Below are 23,440 nucleotides of genomic sequence, written 5' to 3' on the forward strand. Positions count from 1 at the left end.
TGTTTTAGAACCGGGGATGGTAGCGGGAAAGAGTGTCCCGAAGGTACTCCCTGTCCAGATGGGTATAGATCTCCGTGGTGGAAATGCTTTCATGCCCGAGCATCTGCTGCACCGCCCGCAGGTCGGCGCCGCCCTCCACCAGGTGGGTGGCAAAAGAGTGACGGAACGTATGGGGAGACACGTTCTTTTCAATGCCAGCCAGCCGGGTCAGCTCCTTGATCACCAGGAAAATCATCACGCGGCTGAGGGGGCCGCCGCGGCGGTTAAGGAACAGCGTATCTTCTTCGCCGTACTTAACGGGCAGGAGTACACGAACATGCCGGCGATAGGTGTCTATATGCCGCATCGCATCCCGGCCGATAGGCACCATCCTTTCCTTATTGCCTTTACCCACTACGCGGATAAAGCCCACGTCCATATGGAGCTGGGTGATCTGCAGGTTAATGACTTCGCTGACACGCAGGCCGCAGCTGTACATGGTTTCCAGGATGGCCTTGTTGCGGTGGCCTTCAGGGGTACTGAGATCTACCTGCCCGATAATTTTTTCGATCTCTTCAAAACTCAGCACGTCGGGCAGCTTGCGTTGCAGCTTGGGCGCTTCCAGCAACTGCGTAGGATCTTCGTTGGTCATGTCTTCGAGCAACAGGAATTTATAAAATGCCTTGATGCCGGAGATGGTCCTTGCCTGGGAGGCAGGCGTCATGCCCAGTTTGGACACCCATTGTATACAGCCCTGCAGGTCTGCCAGGGTGATGTCCTGCGGCCGAAGTTTCTCCCCGCCATGCGCCTGGAGGTACTGCTCCAGTTTCTCTACGTCGCGCAGATAGGCCTCTATGGAATTATCCGATAGCGACCGCTCCAGCTTCATATATCCCTTAAATAGTTTCCGGAATGATTCCCACATAATTGAAGGCAAGTTAAAAGTTTTATCCTATTTTTAATGATACCATCTTTATTCATACCCAGTCATTTATCACTACCAAATCTTGTTATGTCTGCCCCCGCTTTCAGAAAAATAAACAAGCTGCTAGTGGCCAACCGTGGCGAAATCGCCGTGCGGGTGCTCAGGGCCGCTGCCGAACTACGTATCCGGACGATCGCCGTGTTCACGTATGAAGACCGTTATTCGCTGCACCGCTACAAAGCAGACGAAGCCTACCAGATTGGCCGTGATGATGAACCGCTGAAGCCTTATCTCGATATTGAGGCGATCATCAACCTGGCGAAAACGCAACAGGTGGATGCCATTCATCCCGGCTACGGCTTCCTCAGTGAAAATGTGCAGTTCGCCCGCCGCTGCCGGGAAGAAGGGATCATCTTCGTTGGGCCCTCGCCGGAGATCATGGCGCAGCTGGGGGATAAAGTAGCAGCGAAGATCATCGCCCGCGAAGCGGAAGTGCCCCTGATCGCCGACAGCCAGGTACCGCTTACGGACGTGGCCGTCGTTTTACAGGAAGCGCAGCGTATAGGCTTTCCGGTGATGCTGAAAGCAGCCGCCGGCGGCGGCGGCCGCGGGATGCGCATGGTCACGGAAGCATCGGCGCTGGAAAGAGCTTTCCTGGAGGCGCGCAGCGAAGCCGCCAAAGCATTCGGCGACGACACCATCTTCATCGAGAAATTCATCGAAGAGCCCAAACATATCGAAGTGCAGCTGATGGGCGATCAGCATGGCAACATCGTACATCTTTACGAACGTGACTGCTCCGTGCAGCGACGGTTTCAGAAAGTGGTGGAGATAGCGCCCTCGCCCAACCTGCCGCAACCTACCCGCGATAAACTGTATGAGTATGCCTTACGCCTTGCGCATAAGGTAGGCTTCAACAACGTAGGCACGGTAGAATTCCTGGTCGACAAGGCACATCATATCTATTTTATAGAAGTGAACCCCCGCATCCAGGTAGAGCATACCGTTACCGAAGAGGTAACGGGTATCGACATCGTACGGTCGCAGATACTGATTGCACAGGGGCACCGGCTGTCTGATCCTGAAATATTCCTCAAAGGACAGGAGGATGTAAGGCTCAATGGTTTTGCTATCCAGTGCCGTATCACGACAGAAGACCCGGAGAACAATTTTAAACCGGACTACGGCACGGTGATCGCCTACCGGAATGCCGGCGGCTTCGGCATACGGCTGGACGAAGGCAGCACTTATTCAGGGGTGAAGATTTCTCCTTTCTTTGATTCCATGCTGGTGAAGGTGACGGCCTGGGGCCGCACCCTGTCGGGCGCCTCCAGCCGGTTGCATCGTACGCTGCGGGAGTTTCGCATCCGCGGCGTGAAGACCAATATCCGTTTCCTGGAGAACGTGATCACTAATGATGTGTTCAGGAAAGGTAACTGTACCGTCGCCTTTATTGACCATCATCCCGAGCTGTTCAAGCTGTCGCAGATCAGGGACCGGGGCACCAAGACGCTCATGTACCTGGCCGATGTGACAGTGAACGGTCACCCCGACATAAAAGGCAAAGCGGAGAATAGGTTGTTCCGCACGCCGGTGGTCCCGGTCAGCGACCCGCTGCCGCCTTACCCTCCCGGAATGAAAGACCGCTTGCAGCAAATGGGACGGGAGCCGTTTGTGCAGTGGCTGCGCGAAGAAAAGCCTGTGTATTATACAGATACCACCTTCCGGGACGCGCATCAGAGCTTGCTGGCTACCCGTGTCCGCACGAAGGATTTACTGGCTGTAGCCGAAGCGTACGCCAAAACCAACCCGGAGATATTTTCCATGGAGGTATGGGGCGGGGCGACTTTTGATGTGGCCATGCGTTTTTTGCATGAGTGCCCGTGGCGGCGGCTGCAGTTGCTGCGCAGGGCGATGCCTAACATGCTGCTGCAGATGCTTTTCCGCGGGTCTAACGCTGTCGGCTACTCGGCCTATCCCGAAAACCTGATCGCCACCTTTATCGAAAAGGCCGCAGAGAACGGCATCGATGTATTTCGCATTTTCGATTCGCTCAACTGGGTGGAAGCCATGGCGCCGAGTATCCGTTTCGTACGGGAACGTACCAACGCCATTGCGCAGGCAGCCATCAGTTATACCGGCGATGTGCTGCGGTCGGGCAACAATAAATACACTTTGCAATATTATACGGACCTGGCCCGTCGCCTCGAGGATGCCGGCGCCCATATGCTGGCGGTGAAGGACATGGCAGGGTTGCTGAAACCGGAAGCCGCGGCGGTGCTGATCGGGACGCTCCGGGAGGCGGTGCGGCTGCCGGTGGTGCTGCATACCCACGACACCGCAGGGGTGCAGTCGGCCACCTACCTCAAAGCCATCGAGGCCGGGGTGAATGTAGTGGACACGGCCATCGCCTCGCTGAGCGGACTAACGTCGCAGCCTAATCTTAACTCGTTGATTGCCATCATGGATGGACACCCGCGTGGCCGGGAGATGAACCTTGCTTCGCTGAACCAGCACAGCAACTATTGGGAAGACGTGCGGGAGTATTATTATCCTTTTGAGTCAGATATGAAAGCCGGTACCGCGCAGATCTATGAGAACGAGATTCCCGGGGGACAGTATTCCAACCTGCGGCAGCAGGCCGAGTCGCTGGGCCTGGGGGATAAACTGGAGCAGATCAAACGCAATTACGCGGTGGTCAACCAGCTCTTTGGCGATATTGTGAAGGTGACGCCGAGCTCCAAGGTGGTCGGCGATATGGCCTTGTTTATGACCAGCAACCAGTTGACAGCGGAGGATGTGCTCGACGGGTCGCGCAACCTGGCGTTCCCTGCTTCGGTGAAGGGATTTTTCCGGGGAGAGCTGGGCGTGCCTTACGGTGGTTTTCCCGCTGAGTTGCAACGGATTGTGCTGAAAGGCGACAAGCAGCTAGAGGGCAGTCCCAATGCGCAGCTGCCACCGGTAGATTTTGAGGCGGACTTTATGGCGTTCCGGGAGAAGTACCCCCATGCGGAGTTCCTGGACTACCTGAGCTTCCAGATGTTTCCTAAGGTGTTTGACGAGTACTACCAGCATGCTATGGTATTTGGCAATGTGGAGGCTATCCCTACGCCGGCATTTTTTTATGGGTTAAAGCAGGGAGAAGAGATACTGATCACCCTGAGCAAAGGCAAGACCATCATTGTGAAGCTGTTGTACGTATTGCCGGCCGATGAGCACGGGATGCGGACGGTGGTCTTTGAATTGAACGGGTATGCCCGGCGGGTGCAGGTGCGGGACCATGCCGTGAAGAGTGTGGCGGTGGTGAACCGGAAGGTAGCTGACCCTGCGGTGGAGATCGGGGCGCCTTTGCCCGGTCGTTTGTCACGGGTGCTGGTGGGTGCCGGGATGACGGTAACACCGAATATGCCGCTGTTTATTATAGAGGCGATGAAGATGGAGACAACGGTAACGGCTACCCGAAACGGGATAGTGAAGGCGGTATTGTTAGGGGAGGGAAGTATGGTCCAGCAGGACGATTTGGTGGTAGAAATGGAGAAATAGGCTTCTATTTATCAGGTTGGTTTAATAGAGTGGATGTAAATATTTTAAAATCAATCTATTATATTTATTTTGTTTTAACTGAAAAATAGGCGTTGCGGGGGAGAAATACGGTGTTTGGACGCTTGAGAATCAAGCTGTTTTTCCGTTTTGTCGCATAGATATCGCCAAATGTCCGGTTGTGTAAAGTTTTACTTTTGTTAATGGTGTTTAATTATATCAAGATCAATTTGTTGTGTTTGATTAATTATAATTTATAAGACAAAAAAATAGCCTGGCAAATGCCAGGCTATTTTTGCTTTCCGATGAACGGAGATTAGAATTTTTCGAGGCCGCTGAAGAAGAAGTCGCCTTCGATAACAGCATTCTCATCAGAGTCGGAACCGTGAACGGCGTTACGGCCGATAGACTCTGCGTATTTTTTACGGATGGTACCTTCTTCTGCGTTGGCAGGGTTGGTGGCACCGATCAGTTTACGGAAATCTTCCACTGCATTCTCTTTTTCCAGGATAGCTGCTACAATGTGGCCGCTGCTCATGAATTCTACCAGTTCGCCGTAGAAAGGTCTTTCTTTATGCACTGCATAAAATTCACCCGCTTTGGCTGCAGACAGCTGCGTCATTTTCATGGCTACGATGCGGAAACCTGCGGCATTGATCATGTTCAGGATGCCACCAATATGCCCGTTTGCTACCGCATCAGGCTTGATCATTGTAAATGTTCTGTTGCTCATATTTGTTTTATTCCGAATTACAGATTAGGCCGCAAAAATAATTACATTTTCTTTAGTGGTAAAAAATTTTGAAATTCTGGCTCAAATAAAGATCTTCGCACTTCATTTTCTGCCGCAATTTATTGGTTGTGACAAGAATTTAGTTTTAACATTACAGTTTTTGAATGAAGCCGATCGAGGAAATTAAGCCTTTACTGGACACGCCCAAGAGAGTAGTCATTACGATGCATCAGAAACCCGATGCAGATGCGATGGGATCTTCACTGGCATTATATCATTATCTGATTCAGAAAGGTCATCTGGTGACGGTCATTTCTCCTACTAATTTCCCGGACTTTTTAAAATGGATGCCAGGAGCGGAGGGCGTGATTGATTTTGAATCTTCTACAGACAAAGCGCTGGAAGCGCTGAAAGGTATTGAACTGCTTTTCTGCCTCGATTTCAACGCGTTATACCGAACAAAGAACCTGGCGCCGCACCTGGAAGCCCTTGGTTGCACTAAAATACTGATTGATCACCACCTGGAGCCACAACCTGATTTTGAATATGGGGTGAGTGATACGTCCGCCAGTTCTACTGCGCAACTGGTGTATGAAACCATCTACAAGCTGGGTGACGAAAAACTGATTAACCTGGACATTGCCCAGTGTATATATGCCGGTACGGTAACCGATACCGGTTCTTTCCGTTTTGCGTCCACTACCGCCCGGGTACACCGGATGGTGGCTGACCTGATGGACAGGGGCCTGCGTCACGAGATCATCCACCAGGAGATCTATGACAATTTCCTGGAGAACCGTCTCCGCTTCCTCGGGCACAGCCTGCTGAACCGGATGGAGGTGTTTTATGAGTATAACACGGCAATGCTCGCCATCCCGTATTCCGATCTGAAGCGCTTCGACCTGCAGACCGGTGACACGGAAGGGCTGGTCAATTTCCTGCTGTCTATCCAGGGAATCAAGATGGCCGCACTGATCATCGACCGGAACTCGGAGGTGAAACTGTCGTTCCGCTCCAAAGGCAATTTCGACGTTAATACCTTCGCCCGCAAGTATTTCGACGGGGGAGGGCACTTCAATGCTTCCGGCGGCAGAAGCGTCGACTCCCTGGAGAAAACGGTGAACCGGTTCATCAAGGCCGTGGAAGAAAACGAGACACTTTTACAATAAGACGACTGTTACAAGAAGTATATCAACTACTAATACAATCAAATGAAAAGAAACAATCAGTTATTAGTTGCAGCGTTCGGCTTATTGATAGCCAGCTGCGGAACGGGTGGCGTTAAAAAGACACCAGGCGGTATTGAATATATCGTTCACAAATCCGGCAGCGGAGCACAACTGAAGCTGGGAGATACTGCCCTGATGAATGTGACGCAGCGTATCAATGATTCCATTCTGGGTGAATCCCGCAAGATCGTTGGTGCTGCTCTCCCTGTTCTGATTTCCAAACCTCAGAATAAGTTCGACCTGATGGAAGGGCTTGCACTGCTGCACGAAGGTGACAGTGCTACTTTCGTAATTCCCTGGGATTCATTACCTGCTAACGAACGTCCTCCCTTCGGTAAAAAAGGCGATAAGCTGAAAATCACTTTCGCAGTAGAAAATAAATTCTCTACTTCTACCCAGAAAGATAAAGATGAGAAAGCGATCAAGGAATACATGGACAAAAACAAAATCAAAGCTACCAAAAATGCGGACGGTGTTTACATCGCTATCCAGCAGGAAGGTACCGGTCCAACTCCCAACGCCGGCGATACCGTAGTGGTTCACTACACCGGTAAACTGACTTCCGGTAAAGTATTTGATTCCAGCCAGGATTCCACCCTGCGTCCGGGTATGCCTTTAGAGCCTATCAAATTCCCGATCGGCATGGGCTTCGTGATCAAAGGATGGGACTCCGGTCTGAAAGACCTGAAGAAAGGCACCAAAGCTACCCTGCTGATTCCGTCCACACTGGCTTACGGTTTACAGGGCAGCCCTCCGGCAATCCCGGGTAACTCTATCCTGATCTTTGATGTACAGTTGGTAGACATTAAATCCGGCGTTCCGGCACCTGCAGCTCCTGCAACTCCGGCTCCTGCTAAATAATCATCCTGCTCCGGCAGTAAATTATAAAGCCTCCCGAAAAAGGGAGGCTTTTTTTATGGTTATACCTGTGTAGTTATTGTATATGTCGGGGCGAACGGTAATATACTAATCGAGAAACCGGCTCCGGACATCCGGCGTGGGAATCATACAGCTATCTTTCCTGCCGAACCAACGGTAACGGTTACGCGCAATGATGTCATAAACACCGTCACGGACAAAACGGGGGATAACGATGCCGGCATACAGCAGTTTCCAGGGAAAGGGCAGCTGCCGGGCCACCTTGAGTGCGGCCGTACTTTTCGTATACGCTTTTCCGTGCTGCACCAGCACAAAGGAGGCAAGCTGGCTCGTATCTATCTGATGAGCAGCACCCAGTGAGGCCGCCGTGGCTGACTGCAAAGGCGCGAAGCGGAAATGGCCCTGCCGGTCGTGCCGTATCACAAAATTGATACTGGCATTGCAGAAGTTGCAGACCCCATCAAATAAGATAATGTCCATCGGTTAAATCGTTGTGCCGTTTACGTTAAATGCCTCATGCATAACCATCGATCAGCACCTCATACAGTTTTACTTTAAGATCTTCCAGCGACACGTTGGTCACCAGGTTCCCGTCCTGAGCATAGGAAATGGTGCCTCTTTCTTCCGAAACAATAATAGCGAGGTTGTCGCTATGTTCGGTGATACCTACGGCAGAACGGTGACGCAGTCCCACCCGGGTAGGCAGGTTAGGATTCTCGGAAACCGGCAGGATCACCTTGGCAGCCAGTATCTTATTGCCCACAATAATCAGCGCGCCATCGTGCAGGGGGCTGTGTTTATCGAAAATACTTTCTATCAGTTTGGCGCTTACGTTCCCTTCAATGGTGATGCTGGAAGCGGTATCGAACTTCAGGCGATAGGTAGTGGCAATCACAATCAGCGCACCGGTAAAGGTGGCCTGCATATGACTCACTGCGATGATCACCTCATTGATGATGTTCTCCTCGTCTTTATAGCTTTTGAATTTATCGGGCAGGAACAACTTGGTGAGAAAGCTGTCTTTGCTCAATGGTGTTTTTTTACCCAGTACCAGCAGGAACTTCCTGATCTCCGGCTGGAAAATAATAATGATGGCGATGATGCCGACATTGATAAAGTTTTGCAGGATACTGGTAAGGATTGGCATTTGCAGGGCGCGTACCAGGAAGAAGGCAGCATATACCATCAGCAGGCCCACGAAAATGTTGAAGGCCAGGCTGCCTTTCAGCAACCGGTATAACTGTATAATCAGAAAAACTACGATCAGCAGGTCCAGAACGTTCAGCCAGCGAAACTCATATCCATAAAATTGTATTACTTCCTTCATAGTTGTAAAAATACTAAGATTTAATTGCCTTTCATTTTCTCTGTGATCCTGACTGCTTCTACAGCCGCTTTTACGTCATGGACCCGTAGGATGCGGGTGCCGTGCAGCAACGCAATGGTATTAAGAACAGTGGTGCCATTCAGCGCCTCCGCCGGGGTGATGTCCAATAGTTTATAAATCATGGTCTTGCGGGAAATGCCTGTCAGCACCGGTACGCCCAGTATGTCCCGGAAAAGCGACAGGTCTTTCATCAGTGCATAGTTGTGTTCCAGCGTTTTTCCGAAACCGAACCCGGGGTCTGCGATGAAATCGCGGATACCGGCGGCGCGGCAGACGGCCAGCTTGGCCACCATATAATCAAGGACTTCCCGTACTACGTCTTCATACTGCGGTTTATGTTGCATGGTGGCCGGCTTACCCTGCATGTGCATGGCGATGTAGGGCACCTGCAAGCCTCCCGCTACAGGAATCATCTCTTTGTCGAGCTCCCCGGCGCTGATATCATTGATGATGGCCGCGCCGGCGTGGACCGTTTTTTCTGCCACGGCGGCGTACCAGGTGTCAACCGAAAGGATCGCTTCAGGATAATGGTTCAGAATAGCATGAATGGCCGGCAGGAGCCGGTTCAGCTCTTCTTCCGGGCCCAGCATGGTAGCGCCGGGACGGGAGCTCTGCGCCCCGAGGTCCAGTATGGCGGCGCCTTCCTGTAAATGTTGCCCTGCCTTCTCCACCACCTGGTGCAGTCCGTGCATCCGGCTGCCTTCATAGAAAGAATCATCCGTTACGTTGATAATACCCATCACCACCGGCGTGGCCAGCGATAACAGCTGTCCCCGGCAATTGATGGACGGTTCCCCTATGGTATTGATATGGTGTGATCTCATTTAATGGTTTTTATTCTTTATTTTGCCCCCTGAATCGCTGTTCACAAATTTAAGTAATGCAAAATAAAGGAATTACACATGTAAAGCAGCAAAATGGTTAAAGATCACAGACTTTGTTTTGTACGTTTTGTTTACGATCTTTATCAGATTGCTCCTTCGGGTGTAATGAACTGTTACGTTATAGGACCATGAATACATTAGCACAATACGACGCCGCGCTGGCGGGATGCAGAGACATTTTCATCAAAAAGACGAAAGATTACGGTACTTCCTGGAGGGTATTACGTCCCATTTCAGTGGTAGATCAGATCTTTATCAAAGCGCAGCGTATCCGCAACCTGCAGGAGATAGGCGTACAGAAAGTAGAAGACAATATAGAAGGGGAGTTCAAAGGGATCGTTAACTATGGCGTGATCGGCCTCATACAGATGGAGCAGCACGGCAACCCCTATACGGATTTGCCGGTGGAAGAAGTGGAACGGCTCTATGAACATTACATCGGGCAGGTGAAATCCGTGATGGAGGCTAAAAATCACGACTATGGCGAAGCCTGGAGGGACATGAGCCAGGAGTCTTTTGTAGACCTCATCCTGACGAAACTGTTGCGTATTAAACAAATCCTCCGTAACCAGGGGAAGACCCTTATCTCGGAAGGGATCGATGCTAACTATACTGATATCATTAATTATGCACTGTTTGCGCTGATCAGGATCGGCGAGGAAAGCCCGGGCCACTAGCCGCCAGGGGCTTCAGCCCCCGGAATATCCAATTCATTAACCATTAAACTATTTTATGAAAGTTGTCCTGAACCTATTGCGGATTATTGTTGGCGTACTATTTATCTTTTCGGGCCTGATCAAAGCTAATGATCCACTGGGCCTTAGTTATAAGATGGAAGAGTTCTTCGAGGTGCTCCACCTCACTTTTCTGTCGCCTTATTCCCTTGCCTTTTCCGTGATCATGAACGCTTTTGAGATCATTGCCGGCGTGGCGGTACTGATCGGGTACCGGATGCGTATCTTCTCTGTACTGTTGCTGCTGCTGATCCTGTTCTTTACCTTCCTCACGGGTTATGCTCTTTTCAGTGGCACCATCCGGGAATGCGGCTGCTTTGGTGATTGTATCAAACTCACGGCGGAGCAGACTTTCTGGAAAGACGTAGCCCTGCTGGTGATGATCCTCGTAATATATGTGTACCGTAACCGGGTACAGCCTCTGTTCAAAGGAGCGGGCCTGGTACTGCTCCTTGCTGCCATCGCTTCGTTTGGTATACAATGGTATACGCTCCGCCACCTGCCGTTCATCGATTGCCTGCCTTACAAAGTAGGCAATAATATACCGGAGAAAATGAAGCTGCCCCCGGGTGCTACGCCGGACGTGTACGAGATGATCTTCATCTACGAGAAGAACGGGGAGAAGAAAGAATTCACCGCCGATAACTATCCCTGGTCAGACAGCACCTGGGTGTTTGTAGACCGTAAGGATAAACTGATCAAAAAAGGAAATGCTGAACCGGCCATCAAAGACTTCATCCTTACCGATCTGGATGGTGTAAATCAAACGGAAGCGATCCTTAGTGAAACCAAACCGGTATTCCTTTTCCTGGTACAAAACGTGGAGAAAGCCGGTGAGGGCTGGGATAACAAAATGAAAGCCCTGCAGCAGAAGTGGAAGAACCAGGAAATACTGATTTATGGCGTTTCTGCTTCTACCAAAGACCAGATCGCTGCGTTCAGGCAGCAGCATGGGCTGGAATTCCCCTTTGTACAGATGGATGGCGTGGCGATTAAAACCGCCGGCAGAAGCAATCCATGCCTGATCGAGGTGAAACAGGGGACCATCAAAGGCAAATGGCATTATAACGATATTCCGTAAGACACTATGTTGCGCTTTCTTCTCCGGAAAACAGGATATGGGTTACTGGTACTGCTGGGCGTGGTAGTGTTGGTGTTTTTCCTGTTCAACGTGCTGCCCGGCGATCCGGCCCGGCTGACGCTCGGCCAGCGGGCAGATGTGTCTTCCCTGGAAAACGTCCGTAAAGAACTGCACCTCGACCAGCCGGTAGGGGTGCAGTTCCTGCTTTATATCAACGATCTCTCGCCCATCGGCGTGCATCCGCTGACCGAAGCGCGGGAGAACCTGCATTATGTCACCCTGGCCCCGCTGTCGGGTGAAAAGGTGCTGGTACTTAAAACACCCTATCTGCGCCGTTCCTACCAGGGCAAAAAGCCGGTGTGGGAAATACTGACGGAAGCGCTGCCAGGCACCTTGTTGCTGGCTGTGGCCGCCATGCTCTTCGCTACCGTGGCGGGCATCGCGCTGGGCGTACTGTCGGCCGTAAAACAAAACACCTGGATGGATACCAGCGCGGTATTCGCCAGTGTGATCGGTATTTCGGCGCCTTCCTTTTTTGCCGGTATCGTATTGGCTTACCTGCTGGGTTTTGTATTCAGCAGTTACACAGGACTGCATATGACCGGCAGCCTGTTCGATATAGATCCGTTCCGCGGAAGGGTGCTGAACCTGCGCAACCTGGTCCTGCCGGCGCTGACGCTGGGCATACGGCCGCTGGCGATCATTGTGCAGCTTACCCGCAGCGCCATGCTGGATGTGCTGCACCAGGACTTTATCCGTACCGCCTATGCGAAAGGCTTGTCCCGCCGCGTGGTGATCTGGCGTCATGCGCTGAGGAATGCGCTCAACCCGGTGATCACCGCTATCACCGGCTGGTTTGCCGAACTGCTCGCCGGCGCTTTTTTTGTGGAATATATCTTCGGCTGGAAAGGGATCGGGAAGGTAACGGTAGATGCGCTGGACAAGTTTGATTTCCCGGTAGTGATGGGCGCCATCCTGTTTACCGCCGGTATCTTTGTGCTGGTCAACATTCTGGCCGATATGTTGTATGCGGTGGTAGACCCCAGAATTAAACTGTGACCCGCTTATAACCAGGTGTCTGTAATAATATCTTGCCCCAGGGTCACCGCCCTGGGAATTTTTTTTAGAAATGTTGTAACATCGTCTTTAGTGAGTCGTCTTCTCATTATAAAACGCAATATCCCGCATGTCATTGGACTTATTTCTTAACCAGGTCGTTCCCGTCAGGCAAAAGCTTTTCCGCTTTGCATACCGTCTGCTGGGCAACGAAGAAGACGCACAGGATATTACGCAGGACGCGCTGATGAAGGTGTGGAGCCAACAGGAGAAAATGACGGAGCTGCAGAACATGGAAGCCTGGTGTATGCGGATCACCCGTAACCTGGCGCTGGACAAAATCAAGTCGCGCAAGTACCGCCTCGCCGATGAACTGGACAGGGCAGGGGAAGTTCCGGCCAGCCAGCAGAGCCCGCACGCCATGGCAGAGAAAAACGATGTGATGGTAAAAGTGAGGCGCGTCATCAACGAACTGCCGGAGAAATACCGGACCATCATTCAGCTGAGAGACATGGACGGCTATTCTTACCAGGAAATTGCCGACATCCTCGAACTGGACATGAACGACGTAAAAGTCAACCTGCACCGGGCACGTAAATCCGTGCGGGAGAAACTTCAAAATATACAGGTATATGGATTATAACCACATCATCGCGTTACTGGAGCGCTATTGGGAAGGGGAAACCACCCTGGAGGAAGAGGCGTTGTTACGCCGGTTTTTCAGCGAGTCCCATCCCGATATGCCGGAGCCATTGCAGGAAGCAGCCCCGTTGTTTGGGTTCTTCCGGGAGGAAATGGAAAGAGAAGAGATGCTGGGAGAAACGCTGTCGGTAAGGGTAGAAGCCAGCCCTGTCGCCAAAGTAGTGGCCCTGTCACCATTCCGCCACTGGATGAAATATGCGGCGGTACTGCTGATGGCCGTGGGCATGGGCTATGCCATGAAACAGTTCCAGCGGACGGAAACCAAAGCCCGCCTGGCCGAGGTACAGCAAAAGAAAATGGAGGAGGAGACAAGGATGGCTTACCTGGAAACGAAGAAAGCGTTGCAGCTGCTGGCAAAGAACCTGAACAAGGGAACAGAGAAGATGCAGAAGCTGTCTTATTTCAACGAAGCGACCGGCATCATTGCCGGCACCAATTAACAAGGCCCATTTTAAAACCTGATATAAAAATTGAGAGACGATGAAACGTTCACTTTTATTGCTGGTCGCGGTTTTTGCCAGTATGCACCTCTTTGCGCAGAGTAGCATTGACCGCTTTTTCCAGAAGTACGAAAATGACCGGAATTTTACCCTGGTCAGTATTACGCCCAAGATGTTCTCCATGTTTTCCAAACTGGATATGAACGATCCCGATGCCAAAAACCTGATGAGGGTGGTACAGAAGCTGAAAGGATTGCGTATCCTGGCGAAAGACAACACGAAAGACGGTCAGCGGTTGTACAAGGAAGCCGCCGTGCTCCTGACTTCAGACTTCGAAGAGCTGATGACCGTCAGGGACAAGGACAGCGACCTGAAGTTTATGGTAAAAGAAAATGCGAGGGGAAACATCAACGAGCTGATCATGATCGTTGGTGGTACCAATGACTTTATGGCCATGAGCCTGGTGGGGGACATCGATTTGAATGAAATCTCACAGATCGCCAGCTCCGTCAACATCCAGGGGATGGACAAACTCAAGAACCTTAAAAAGAAGTAACCCAGAAATCTGCACACATGAAAAAGCTATTGTTAGGTGGTTGTTTACTGCTGGCCAGTGTTTCCACCGTTGTCGCACAAGAAAAATCACTGCGTGAATTCCGGCATAAATACAGCGGTTGTGCTGAAACAACCCATATCAAATTAGGCGGTATGTCCCTGCGCCTGGCCGGATGGGTCATGTCTTTCGACAAAGAAGATGAAGATGTTAAAAATGTACGCGCGCTGCTGAGGGATATCCGGAAAGTAAAGGTGCATACCATTGAAAACCTGCATGGCGCCAGTATCAGCAGCGATGATGTGGCCACGCTCAAGCGCAGGTTACAGGACCGCGATCATTTTGAAACCCTGATGGAAGTGCGGGACAAAGGCAGCCTGGTACATATTCTGAATAAAGGGAAAGACGACGAGTTGGGCCATGTGGTGATGCTGATACAGGATACCAATGAATTTACGATGGTGAACCTGGAAACGAATCTCAAAATTGCAGATATCAACCGACTGATCAATCAGTTTGCCTCCAACTGATATTTTACTAGTGGATCATCACTTCCTTTACCACATTTTCCCCCAGCATTTCATTCACCAGTTTGATGATCTTGTCTTTCGAGTAAGTTAATTCCTGTTTTAACGGTGCTACCGAAGTTGTAATGATGAGCTTATGCTCAATCAGCTGGATGCCCTGTGTGTAACGCGCAATGGTTTTGCCCATAATTTTCTCCCAGTTCTCCTGAATACGGACTTCAGTAAGACGGGGTTTGAGGCGGCTTTTGTTCATAAATTCCCGGAGAGCATCTCCGATACTGGTAGTTCCGTGGCGCATGGGGCCAAAGCTACGAATATTTGGGGATTTTTTGATTTGGACTACGCTCATTTATATTCCCAAAATCAAAAAATCCGTAAATCAAAAATCCGTAAATCAAAAAATCCCTAAATATTTATAAGCTGTATAGTTTGATCTGTTCCTTCAAAGCTGTGTTGCAGCCTTTCCGCATGGGTGTCGGTAATGAATACCTGGCCGTAGGAGGGACCGGCCACCAGGGCGATCAGGCGGGTGACGCGTTCCTGGTCCAGTTTTTCAAACACATCGTCCAGCAGCAGCAGCGGCGCAAATTGTTTGAACTGTTTGATCACTTCAAACTGGGCCAGCTTCAGGGCAAACAGAGAGCTCTTGCGTTGTCCCTGCGAGGCGCTGCTTTTCATGGGATGGTCGTTGAGCAGGAACTGGAGGTCATCGCGGTGGATGCCGGTGGAGGTCCGTTGCAGCTGGAGATCTTTAAAGCGGGCCGCCCGCAGCTGGGCCGCATAATCTTCTTCCTGCAGCGTGCACTGATAGCGGATATTCACCACCTCGTGGGTGCCGGCGATATAATCGTACAGCTGCTGCACCTGCGGAATGAAATCAGTGAGAAAGGCTTTGCGTTGTTCGAAGACGGGGATGCCGTGGCGGACCAGTTGTTCGTCAAACACGTCCAGCAGGCTGTGTTGTTCCTGGCCGGAGCCGGTGATATTTTTCAGCAGTGTGTTGCGCTGCACCAGTATTTTCTGATAGGCGATCAGATGCTCGAGATAGTCGGGGTACAGCTGGGAGAGGAGGGTGTCCAGCCATTTGCGGCGTTCTTCGCTGCCGCCAAGGATGATTTCGGCATCGTCGGGGGCGATGATCACCGCCGGAAACTGCCCGATATGCCGGGAGAAGCGGTCGTACTTCTCGTCGTTGAGGGCCACTTCCTTTTTCCCGTCTTTAACGGTGCTGACAATTTTAGCCGGCTGTCCCTGTTTCTCGAAATAGCCTTCCAGCCGGAAGCCGTTGGTCTGGTACTGGGTGTTCTGGCTTTCGTTGCTGGTAAAGTAACTGCGGGTGAAGCAGAGGTAGTAGATGGCGTCCAGCAGGTTGGTTTTGCCGGAGCCGTTTCTGCCGGTGATGCCTACCACCCGCTGGTCGAACCGAAAGTCCTGCCGGGTATAATTTTTAAACTGGGTGAGCGATATTTTCCGGATATGTAGCAAAGAAAATAATTATGTGTATAAAAAAATATGCAAATTCTGCAATATTTATAACTGATAAACATCCGTGTCACTGGGCCTTTATCTGCCAATAAACTGCAATTAAATGCAAAACTGTTTGAAATTGATGAATTTGCATAATTTAATACTAATTGGATTTGATATTTACATTTTAGGATTTTCCTGTTATATTTGCCAACAAATTTAGAAAGAGTGCAAACTAAAACAGACGTGAAGACGAAATTCACCAAAGAGACATATCTGTACTGGTATGAATTGATGCTTTTGCTGCGCCGCTTTGAAGAGAAGACAGGCCAATTGTACGGAATGCAAAAAATCCGTGGCTTTTGTCACCTGTACATCGGTCAGGAGGCAATTGCTGCTGGTGCGATGACTGCGACGAAACCGGAAGATAAATTCATCACTGCGTACCGTGACCACGCATTGGCTATCGCCAAAGGGATTTCTGCCAAGGCTTGTATGGCTGAAATGTACGGTAAGGCAACCGGATGTTCAAAAGGTAAGGGAGGTAGTATGCACTTCTTCTCCAAAGAGCACAACTTCTTTGGCGGCCATGGTATCGTAGGTGCCCAGATCGGTACCGGTGCGGGCCTGGCGCTGGCGGAGCAGTACCAGGGTACTGACAACGTAGTGCTGTGTTTCTTCGGTGATGGCGCCGCCCGTCAGGGTATGCTCCATGAAACCTTTAACATGGCGATGACCTGGAAACTGCCGGTGATCTTTATTTGTGAAAACAATATGTACGCGATGGGTACTTCCGTAGAACGTACCTCCAACGTACTGGATATTTATAAGCTTGCTGATGCTTACGAAATGCCGGCCGATTCTATCGACGGTATGAGCTGCGAAGCGGTGCACGAAGGAGTGGAAAGAGCGGTAAAACGCGCCCGTGAAAACGGTGGCCCGACCCTCCTGGAAATCAAAACTTACCGCTACCGCGGCCACTCCATGAGCGATCCGGCTAAATACCGTACCAAAGAGGAGCTGGAAGAGTACAAACAGAAAGATCCGATCAACCAGGTGTTGGCTGTTATTCAGAAAAACAAATGGGCAACTGAAGCGGAAATTGAAGCGATCAATGACCGCGTAAAAGCGGAAGTGGAAGAATGCGTTCAGTTCGCTGAAGAATCCCCCTGGCCGTCTGACGATGAGCTGCTGAAAGACGTGTATGTTCAGCAGGATTATCCTTTCATCGTTGACTAAAGCTTAATAGTACGCAGCAGTTAGCTTTTAACCTTTTTACTGAAAGGCTGAAAGCTAACTGTTGCTCATTGATACCTATTAAATAACCAAGCAATCACAATTACCTTTTAAAATGGCAGAAACTAAAGATAAAGCCACCACGCCGCAACCTGCAACTAATTTTGACCTGGAACAGTCCATGCACAGAGCGGAAGACTTCTTCGTTAAAAATAAAAATGTTATTACTATCGCCGTGCTGGCAGTAGTAGTAGGGGTAGGCGGTTTCTTCGCCTATAACCGTTTCGTTAAACAACCCAACGAAAACAAAGCCCAGGAAATGGTTTTCCATGCACAGAACTACTTTGCAGTGGATTCCTTCAAACTGGCGCTCAACGGCGACGGTAACAACTACGGTTTCTTGCAGGTGGTAAACAAATACGGTAGCACCAAGGCCGGTAACCTTGCAAAATACAGCGCCGGCGTATGCTACATCCGCATGGGCGAATATCAGAAAGGTATCGATATGCTAAAATCCTTCAGTTCTGACGATCTGCTGCTGCAGCCTACCGCTCTGGGCCTGATCGGTGACGCTTACATGGAGCTCAACAAAACCGCTGAAGGTATCGAAGCGTATAAAAAAGCAGGTCACTATAATGATAATGAACTGACTTCCCCCGTTTACCTGTTCCGCGCCGGTATGGCCCTGGAAAAAGCAGGCAAACCACAGGAAGCCGTTTCCATCTATAAAGAAATTAAAGAGAAATTCCCCCTCACCAACGAAGGCCGTGAAATGGACAAGTACCTGGCGAGACTGGGAGATGTAAAAAACTAATCAATTATGAATAACGGATTACGGACTTCGTAATCCGTTGTTCGTAATTCCAAATTGAACGTATGTCTGAGCACAATAAAAGCTTGTTAAATGATGCTGGCATTCTCAACCTGGAGGATGCCAGTGTTGTTATGGTATATACCGAATGGAATGATGCCATTGTGAATGAACTGGTAGCCGGTTGTGAAAGATCACTGCAACAGTACAAAGTGTCCAAAACCAATAAGATCATTGTGCCGGGCGCATTTGAATTGCCTTACGCCTGTAAACAGTATTGGGAGAACACCAAAGGTACCGGTCAGCAGCCTGGCGCTATTATTGCTTTCGGTTGCGTGATCCGCGGCGAAACCCCGCATTTTGACTATGTGTGTAAAGCTGTAACGGAAGGTATCCTGCAACTGAACCTTCAGTTACCCGTTCCCGTTATATTCGGTATACTGACGGTAGACAATGAACAGCAGGCGCTCGACAGACTGGGCGGCGCACATGGACATAAAGGAGAAGAAGCCGCTATCACCGCTTTGAAGATGATCGCGTTACAAAGAGACCTGGCGAGAGGAATTTAGCACCATACCAATGGTTGTCATTTGTCCATGCCCCCGGCGTAACCGGCCCTCTGCACAACCAACGGTCCACCGCTAAAAGATTTTAAGATGAATGTACAGTTATTTATACCATGTTTCGTAGACCAGCTGTTCCCGGAAACCGCTTTCAATATGGTGAAGGTACTGGAGAAGCTTGGATGTAATGTGATGTATAACCCGGAGCAGACCTGCTGTGGCCAGCCTGCCTACAATGCCGGTTATCAGGATGAATGCAGAACAGTAGCCACCAAATTTGTCAGGGATTTTAAGACTTTCGATTATATCGTGGCCCCCAGCGGCTCCTGCACAGGATTTGTCCGCAACTACTACAGCAAACTGTTTGATAATTCCGCTGCCCATAACGACGTGAAACTGTTGCGCAAAAACCTCTACGAATTCACCGAATTTCTGACGGACGTATTGCATGTGACAGACCTGGGCGCCACCCTCAACGGGGTAGGTACCTACCACGACGCCTGCGGCGCCCTGCGTGAATGTGGTATCAAGGAAGGGCCACGCAAACTGCTGGAGAAAGTGAAAGGCCTGGAGCTGAAGGAAATGAACGACTGTGAAGTCTGCTGTGGATTCGGCGGCACCTTCGCGGTGAAATTTGAACCCATCTCCATAGGAATGGGCGAACAAAAAGTACATAACGCTGTCAACAGCGGCGCCGATTTCCTCATTTCCACCGATCTTTCCTGCCTCATGCACCTCGATGGTTATATCCGTAAACACGGAACTCCTATTAAAGTGATGCACATCGCCGATGTACTGGCGAGTGGATGGTAAACAAAAAACGTTACACATGAACTACTGGCTTGTTAAATCGGAACCCTTCAAATATTCGTGGGAACAGTTCGTAAAAGATAAAAAGACTTTCTGGGACGGCGTGCGCAACTACCAGGCGCGCAATAACCTGAAGGCCATGAAAAAAGGAGATCAGGTATTGTTCTACCACAGCAATGAAGGCCTTGCCGTAGTGGGCATTGCTGAAGTGGCCAAAGAACACTACCAGGACCCTACCACACCGGACCCGAATTGGGTAGTGGTGGACCTGAAACCTGTCAAAGCCCTGAAGGTACCCGTTACCCTCGCTGAAATGAAAGCAGAAAAAAGGCTCGCCGACCTCTCGCTGATCCGCCAGGGCCGCCTGTCGGTATGCGATGTCACCAAAGACCAGTTCAACGTGATCCTCGAAATGGGCGGGATGAAATAGGATTTGATTTTTTGATTTTGAGATTTTGGGATTTTGGGATTTTTTGATTTCGGGATTTGTGACCAGGTAAGGTGATCTCAAAATCAAAAAATCCCAAAATCAAAAAATCCCCAAATCCCCAAATCCCCAAATCAAAAAATTTCGAAATGATTATGGAGTTTCTGAAATGTCCGCATCATACCGGAAATTCCATCACAATGAAGTATATAACCCTTATCTCTGCTATTTGGCTGCTGACTGCCTGTAGTCATAAACCCCAATCCGAAGCCACCGTGGATAGTGCGTCTCCGGCCGTTACAGCTAATGAAGCCGCGCCTGTTGCGCTGGACGCGCCCGCAGACGAAAAAGCATTCCTGTCCGCAGACGCGGTTCCTCCCGGTCAGCCTTCCCCCGAAAAGCCTTCCCCCGAACAGAAGATTATTAAAACAGCCCGTATCATTTATTCCGTGGAAGATTTTGCGGCAGCAAAAAAACGTGTAGCCGGCATCGTTAGTCAGTCCGGTGGGTACATTTTAGCCGAATCACAACATGGAGACGGGACGGAGAAACGTAACCAGCTGGATATTAAAGTGCCGGCCGCGGCTTTCGACAGCTGTGTGGACCGGCTCACCAGTGGCGTAACGCGACTGGACGAAAAAAGCATCAACGCCCAGGACGTCACGGCGGAATATGTGGACCTGAACGCCCGCATGACCACACGGGTGGCTACAGAACAGCGTTACCTGGAGATCCTGAAGCAGGCGCGTACGGTAAAAGACGTGCTGGAAGTGGAAGCGCAGCTGAAATCCATCCGGGAGGAGATAGAGGCGGCCAAAGGCCGGCTGCTGTATATGGACCGCCTGGTGAGCTACAGCACTATCCATCTCGAATACTACCAGGTGCTGGCCCTTTCCATGCCGGAAGCGCCGGGCTTCTTCTCCCGCGCCTGGCTGGCGCTGCGTAACGGCTGGAACAATGTACTGGGACTTATGATCGACCTGATGGGCTGGTGGCCTTTGATGGCGGTTGGCGTTTTTCTCTTTATATTTATCAGAAGGCGTTGGAGAAAAAAACAATCCCTCACAACTGCCTGATTCATTTAAACAACGAAAACATATGAAACCAAGATTAGTGGTGCTGACCGGAGCCGGCATCAGCGCTGAAAGTGGCCTCCGGACCTTCCGTGATACTGACGGGTTATGGGAGGGTTATGATGTCTATGAAGTGGCGTCGCCACAGGGCTGGCAGAAGAACCCCGGACTGGTGCTGGACTTTTATAACAGCCGTCGCCGGGATGTGAAAAATGCACAGCCAAACGCCGCCCATACGGGGCTGGCGCAGTTGGAAGAAAAGTATGATGTGCGCGTCATCACACAGAATATTGACGACCTGCATGAGCGCGGCGGTTCTTCCCGTGTGCTGCACCTGCATGGGGAAATATTTAAGATGCGCAGTGTGAAAAACGAAGAGACCATCTTCGATATCCGGGAAGATATCCGCCTGGGCGACGTGGCGGAAGACGGCGGCCAGCTGCGTCCGCACATTGTGTGGTTTGGCGAAGCGGTGCCGATGATAGAACAGGCCGTACGGGAGGTGATGTGGGCCGATATTTTTGTGGTGATCGGTACTTCGTTACAGGTGTATCCGGCTGCCAGCCTGCTGAACTACATCCGGCCGCAGGCCAGCGTTTACGTGATCGATAAAAAGCTGCCGTCCGTAGAGGACTACGAAAACCTTGTCTGTATAGAAAAGCCGGCTACGGCCGGCGTGGCGGAACTGCTTACCCTTTTGTAAAAAATAAAAGCTCCCCGGCGAATGCGGGGAGCTCTCACCAGTCCTTTCTTCTCCGTTAGTGTTTATCACAGGATAACCATATCGTGTTACTCAAAACTCTCTTCAAAACGGATATCAAATTCTTCCAGTTCTTTTAATACCGGGTTATATACTTCCGGCATCACCGGGATGTGCAGTCCGGTAAGCGTTATTTTTTCCTGTAACAGCAGTTTGGCAAGGATGCCCAGCGGCAGGCCCACGGTTTTGGCCATGGCGGTGCGGACGTTGTCTTCGCCCTGTGTGATCATATAGCTGTGTATACGGGTGGCCATATTGCGGCGTTCGAATTCTATTTCATGCATCATCACGATCATGTCTTTATCGGACGGTTCCATCTTCAGTTTGTCTTCCACCAGGTGTTGCAGTACTTCAGCGTCTGTTTTTTCCCCAAGGTTGATCTGATCTCCGTTGAGCAGCCCCAGGTATTTCAGTTGCCGGATAACTTTCGACTTACTGCTGACGCCGAGGAAGCGGGCCATCACTTCTTCATGGCCGGCCTGTTTGTCGGCCCCGTCGATATGCCGCGTGGCCCAGTCGAAGCAGGTGAGCTGGTCTGTCTGTACTTTGCCGTCTTCACCGGTGAGGCCCAGTTTTATCAGGGCGTTCCAGCCTTCGCAGAAGTCGGGGAAGCGCAGGGTGGCGCGCATAAAGGTTGCGATATTTTCCAGCCGGTAGGATTCCATGTAGCCAAGGGAGTCGCGGTTGGGATAGTAGGCAAGTTTTCCCAGTCCGGGTACCTGTATGGTTTTATTATGATCGAAGAGCTGTTCGTAGGAAACCTCCCGGGTTTTGCCCTTGTCGCGGTAGATGGCGCCGGAAGCGCCGGCCATCACCACATTGCGGGCATTCCAGGATATTTTGTACTGCCATGGGTTGTCCAGGCTTTCGGGGGAAATCAGTCCGCCGCAGTAGGATTTAAACGAAAAAATCTGTCCGCCTTTTTTCTCGATGGAGTGAATGAGTTTCATGGCAGACATATGATCGATCCCGGGATCGAGGCCCATTTCGTACATGAACAGGAGGCCGGCTTTTTCAATGTCTTTTTCGAGTTTGCGTACTTCGGGGTCTATATAGGAGGCAGTGAGGAGATTTTTCCGGAACTGGAGGCAGTCTTTAGCCACGGTGATATGCAGGTGGGGAGGGAGCAGGGAGATGACCAGGTCTGTTTCCTGAATCAGCTGCTGCCGGGCGGTCTGGTCTTTGATGTCGATGGCGGCCGGGGTGGCGTAATATGACTTGCCGGTTTTTGATTTGATAAGCATCAGGTCATGGTCGGCCACCGTGATATGCCATTTTTGTCTAGGTGCGTTCGCCAGCAGATAATCTATCAGACTGGTCGCCGATTTTCCGGCCCCAAACAACAGAATATTCTTCATAGTTTCTTTAAGAAAAGGTTAAGAATCAGGGGAATAACAGCATTTTTGATGTTTATGTTCGAACAGACAGTAAATTTCGGTGCATATTCCGCCCAATAGCTAACTTTGGGTGATTTGATCTATTGATTATCAGTCGATTAAAAACAAATACTTTGCCAATATTTAAATTTCGATATATTTCCCTATTTATACATATTTTAGATAAAGTAAAATTAACCCGTTACACATACTAACGCAGAAAAGTAAAAAATGGTTGTTCTTTATGGGAAAAATCAGTCATATATGC

25 protein-coding genes are annotated in these 23,440 nt (G+C 50.4%); 17 read left to right on the forward strand and 8 right to left on the reverse strand.

Annotation, left to right across the window (positions count from 1 at the left end; all coding sequences use genetic code 11):
* Positions 1-4: 4 nt before the first annotated feature.
* Positions 5-916 (reverse strand): site-specific tyrosine recombinase XerD, encoded by a 912-nt coding sequence (xerD, locus tag B5D63_RS29535; RefSeq protein ID WP_235021655.1) that lies wholly within the window; start codon positions 914-916, stop codon positions 5-7.
* Positions 917-991: 75 nt separating this feature from the next.
* Between xerD and B5D63_RS29540 the strand changes: the two genes are divergently transcribed.
* Positions 992-4,447, forward strand: a complete 3,456-nt coding sequence (locus B5D63_RS29540) for a pyruvate carboxylase (protein WP_078672484.1) — start codon at positions 992-994, stop codon at positions 4,445-4,447.
* A 313-nt stretch (positions 4,448-4,760) separates the two neighbouring features.
* On the opposite strand, the gene B5D63_RS29545 is transcribed toward B5D63_RS29540, so the two are convergent.
* Positions 4,761-5,177, reverse strand: a complete 417-nt coding sequence (locus tag B5D63_RS29545; protein WP_078672485.1) for a nucleoside-diphosphate kinase — start codon at positions 5,175-5,177, stop codon at positions 4,761-4,763.
* A gap of 164 nt (positions 5,178-5,341) precedes the next feature.
* Here B5D63_RS29545 and B5D63_RS29550 point away from each other — a divergent pair, with 164 nt between their 5' ends.
* Complete coding sequence (locus B5D63_RS29550; RefSeq protein WP_078672486.1) at positions 5,342-6,346, forward strand: DHH family phosphoesterase; 1,005 nt, start codon at positions 5,342-5,344, stop codon at positions 6,344-6,346.
* A 42-nt stretch (positions 6,347-6,388) separates the two neighbouring features.
* Entirely contained in the window at positions 6,389-7,267 is an 879-nt protein-coding gene (locus tag B5D63_RS29555) for an FKBP-type peptidyl-prolyl cis-trans isomerase (protein ID WP_078672487.1), read from the forward strand.
* Between the two features lie 105 nt (positions 7,268-7,372).
* On the opposite strand, the gene B5D63_RS29560 is transcribed toward B5D63_RS29555, so the two are convergent.
* From B5D63_RS29560 to folP, 3 genes are read right to left on the reverse strand one after another with little or no spacing between them, the layout of a single operon-like run.
* Positions 7,373-7,765 (reverse strand): thiol-disulfide oxidoreductase DCC family protein, encoded by a 393-nt coding sequence (locus B5D63_RS29560; protein ID WP_078672488.1) that lies wholly within the window; start codon positions 7,763-7,765, stop codon positions 7,373-7,375.
* A gap of 34 nt (positions 7,766-7,799) precedes the next feature.
* Positions 7,800-8,612: a diadenylate cyclase gene (locus B5D63_RS29565; protein WP_078672489.1), complete on the reverse strand. Its 813-nt coding sequence runs from the start codon at positions 8,610-8,612 to the stop codon at positions 7,800-7,802.
* Between the two features lie 20 nt (positions 8,613-8,632).
* Positions 8,633-9,496, reverse strand: a complete 864-nt coding sequence (gene folP / locus B5D63_RS29570) for a dihydropteroate synthase (protein ID WP_078672490.1) — start codon at positions 9,494-9,496, stop codon at positions 8,633-8,635.
* A 188-nt stretch (positions 9,497-9,684) separates the two neighbouring features.
* Here folP and B5D63_RS29575 point away from each other — a divergent pair, with 188 nt between their 5' ends.
* The 7 genes from B5D63_RS29575 (at position 9,685) to B5D63_RS29605 (ending at position 14,652) form a co-directional block, all read left to right on the forward strand.
* Positions 9,685-10,233, forward strand: a complete 549-nt coding sequence (locus B5D63_RS29575; RefSeq protein WP_078672491.1) for a DUF1599 domain-containing protein — start codon at positions 9,685-9,687, stop codon at positions 10,231-10,233.
* 55 nt (positions 10,234-10,288) lie between these two features.
* The gene (locus B5D63_RS29580; RefSeq protein ID WP_078672492.1) at positions 10,289-11,371 is read left to right on the forward strand and encodes a BT_3928 family protein; all 1,083 of its coding nucleotides are present in this window, start codon (positions 10,289-10,291) and stop codon (positions 11,369-11,371) included.
* A gap of 6 nt (positions 11,372-11,377) precedes the next feature.
* Complete coding sequence (locus B5D63_RS29585; protein WP_078672493.1) at positions 11,378-12,430, forward strand: ABC transporter permease; 1,053 nt, start codon at positions 11,378-11,380, stop codon at positions 12,428-12,430.
* A 127-nt stretch (positions 12,431-12,557) separates the two neighbouring features.
* The gene (locus B5D63_RS29590; RefSeq protein ID WP_078672494.1) at positions 12,558-13,070 is read left to right on the forward strand and encodes an RNA polymerase sigma factor; all 513 of its coding nucleotides are present in this window, start codon (positions 12,558-12,560) and stop codon (positions 13,068-13,070) included.
* Positions 13,060-13,569 carry a hypothetical protein gene (locus tag B5D63_RS29595; RefSeq protein WP_078672495.1) on the forward strand — a complete coding sequence of 170 codons (510 nt, stop codon included), beginning with the start codon at positions 13,060-13,062 and terminating at the stop codon, positions 13,567-13,569. The genes B5D63_RS29590 and B5D63_RS29595 overlap by 11 nt, the downstream gene beginning before the upstream one ends.
* A 40-nt stretch (positions 13,570-13,609) precedes the next feature.
* Positions 13,610-14,125, forward strand: a complete 516-nt coding sequence (locus tag B5D63_RS29600) for a DUF4252 domain-containing protein (RefSeq protein ID WP_078672496.1) — start codon at positions 13,610-13,612, stop codon at positions 14,123-14,125.
* Positions 14,126-14,142: 17 nt separating this feature from the next.
* A complete protein-coding gene (locus tag B5D63_RS29605) occupies positions 14,143-14,652 on the forward strand; it encodes a DUF4252 domain-containing protein (RefSeq protein WP_078672497.1) in 510 nt (169 codons plus the stop codon).
* Between the two features lie 7 nt (positions 14,653-14,659).
* On the opposite strand, the gene B5D63_RS29610 is transcribed toward B5D63_RS29605, so the two are convergent.
* Together B5D63_RS29610 and recF are read right to left on the reverse strand one after the other, a co-directional pair.
* Entirely contained in the window at positions 14,660-14,947 is a 288-nt protein-coding gene (locus tag B5D63_RS29610) for a DciA family protein (RefSeq protein ID WP_078672498.1), read from the reverse strand.
* A gap of 107 nt (positions 14,948-15,054) precedes the next feature.
* Complete coding sequence (recF, locus tag B5D63_RS29615) at positions 15,055-16,134, reverse strand: DNA replication/repair protein RecF (RefSeq protein WP_078672499.1); 1,080 nt, start codon at positions 16,132-16,134, stop codon at positions 15,055-15,057.
* Positions 16,135-16,344: 210 nt separating this feature from the next.
* Here recF and pdhA point away from each other — a divergent pair, with 210 nt between their 5' ends.
* The 7 genes from pdhA to B5D63_RS29650 all read left to right on the forward strand — a co-directional run bounded on the left by pdhA (position 16,345) and on the right by B5D63_RS29650 (position 21,739).
* Positions 16,345-17,355, forward strand: a complete 1,011-nt coding sequence (gene pdhA, locus B5D63_RS29620; RefSeq protein ID WP_235021656.1) for a pyruvate dehydrogenase (acetyl-transferring) E1 component subunit alpha — start codon at positions 16,345-16,347, stop codon at positions 17,353-17,355.
* Positions 17,356-17,467: 112 nt separating this feature from the next.
* Positions 17,468-18,166 carry a tetratricopeptide repeat protein gene (locus B5D63_RS29625; RefSeq protein ID WP_078672501.1) on the forward strand — a complete coding sequence of 233 codons (699 nt, stop codon included), beginning with the start codon at positions 17,468-17,470 and terminating at the stop codon, positions 18,164-18,166.
* 62 nt (positions 18,167-18,228) lie between these two features.
* Positions 18,229-18,732: a 6,7-dimethyl-8-ribityllumazine synthase gene (gene ribH / locus B5D63_RS29630; RefSeq protein WP_078672502.1), complete on the forward strand. Its 504-nt coding sequence runs from the start codon at positions 18,229-18,231 to the stop codon at positions 18,730-18,732.
* 87 nt (positions 18,733-18,819) lie between these two features.
* Positions 18,820-19,539, forward strand: coding sequence for a (Fe-S)-binding protein (locus B5D63_RS29635; protein ID WP_078672503.1), 720 nt, complete (start codon positions 18,820-18,822; stop codon positions 19,537-19,539).
* A 16-nt stretch (positions 19,540-19,555) separates the two neighbouring features.
* A complete protein-coding gene (locus B5D63_RS29640) occupies positions 19,556-19,966 on the forward strand; it encodes an EVE domain-containing protein (RefSeq protein ID WP_078672504.1) in 411 nt (136 codons plus the stop codon).
* A 197-nt stretch (positions 19,967-20,163) separates the two neighbouring features.
* Positions 20,164-21,039: a DUF4349 domain-containing protein gene (locus tag B5D63_RS29645; protein ID WP_159456216.1), complete on the forward strand. Its 876-nt coding sequence runs from the start codon at positions 20,164-20,166 to the stop codon at positions 21,037-21,039.
* A 22-nt stretch (positions 21,040-21,061) separates the two neighbouring features.
* The gene (locus tag B5D63_RS29650) at positions 21,062-21,739 is read left to right on the forward strand and encodes an SIR2 family NAD-dependent protein deacylase (protein WP_078672506.1); all 678 of its coding nucleotides are present in this window, start codon (positions 21,062-21,064) and stop codon (positions 21,737-21,739) included.
* A gap of 86 nt (positions 21,740-21,825) precedes the next feature.
* Here B5D63_RS29650 and B5D63_RS29655 read toward each other — a convergent pair whose 3' ends face one another.
* Positions 21,826-23,154: a saccharopine dehydrogenase C-terminal domain-containing protein gene (locus B5D63_RS29655; protein WP_078672507.1), complete on the reverse strand. Its 1,329-nt coding sequence runs from the start codon at positions 23,152-23,154 to the stop codon at positions 21,826-21,828.
* Positions 23,155-23,440: the final 286 nt, after the last annotated feature.

Source organism: Chitinophaga eiseniae (assembly GCF_900167135.1).
In the GTDB taxonomy this organism is placed as follows: domain Bacteria; phylum Bacteroidota; class Bacteroidia; order Chitinophagales; family Chitinophagaceae; genus Chitinophaga; species Chitinophaga eiseniae.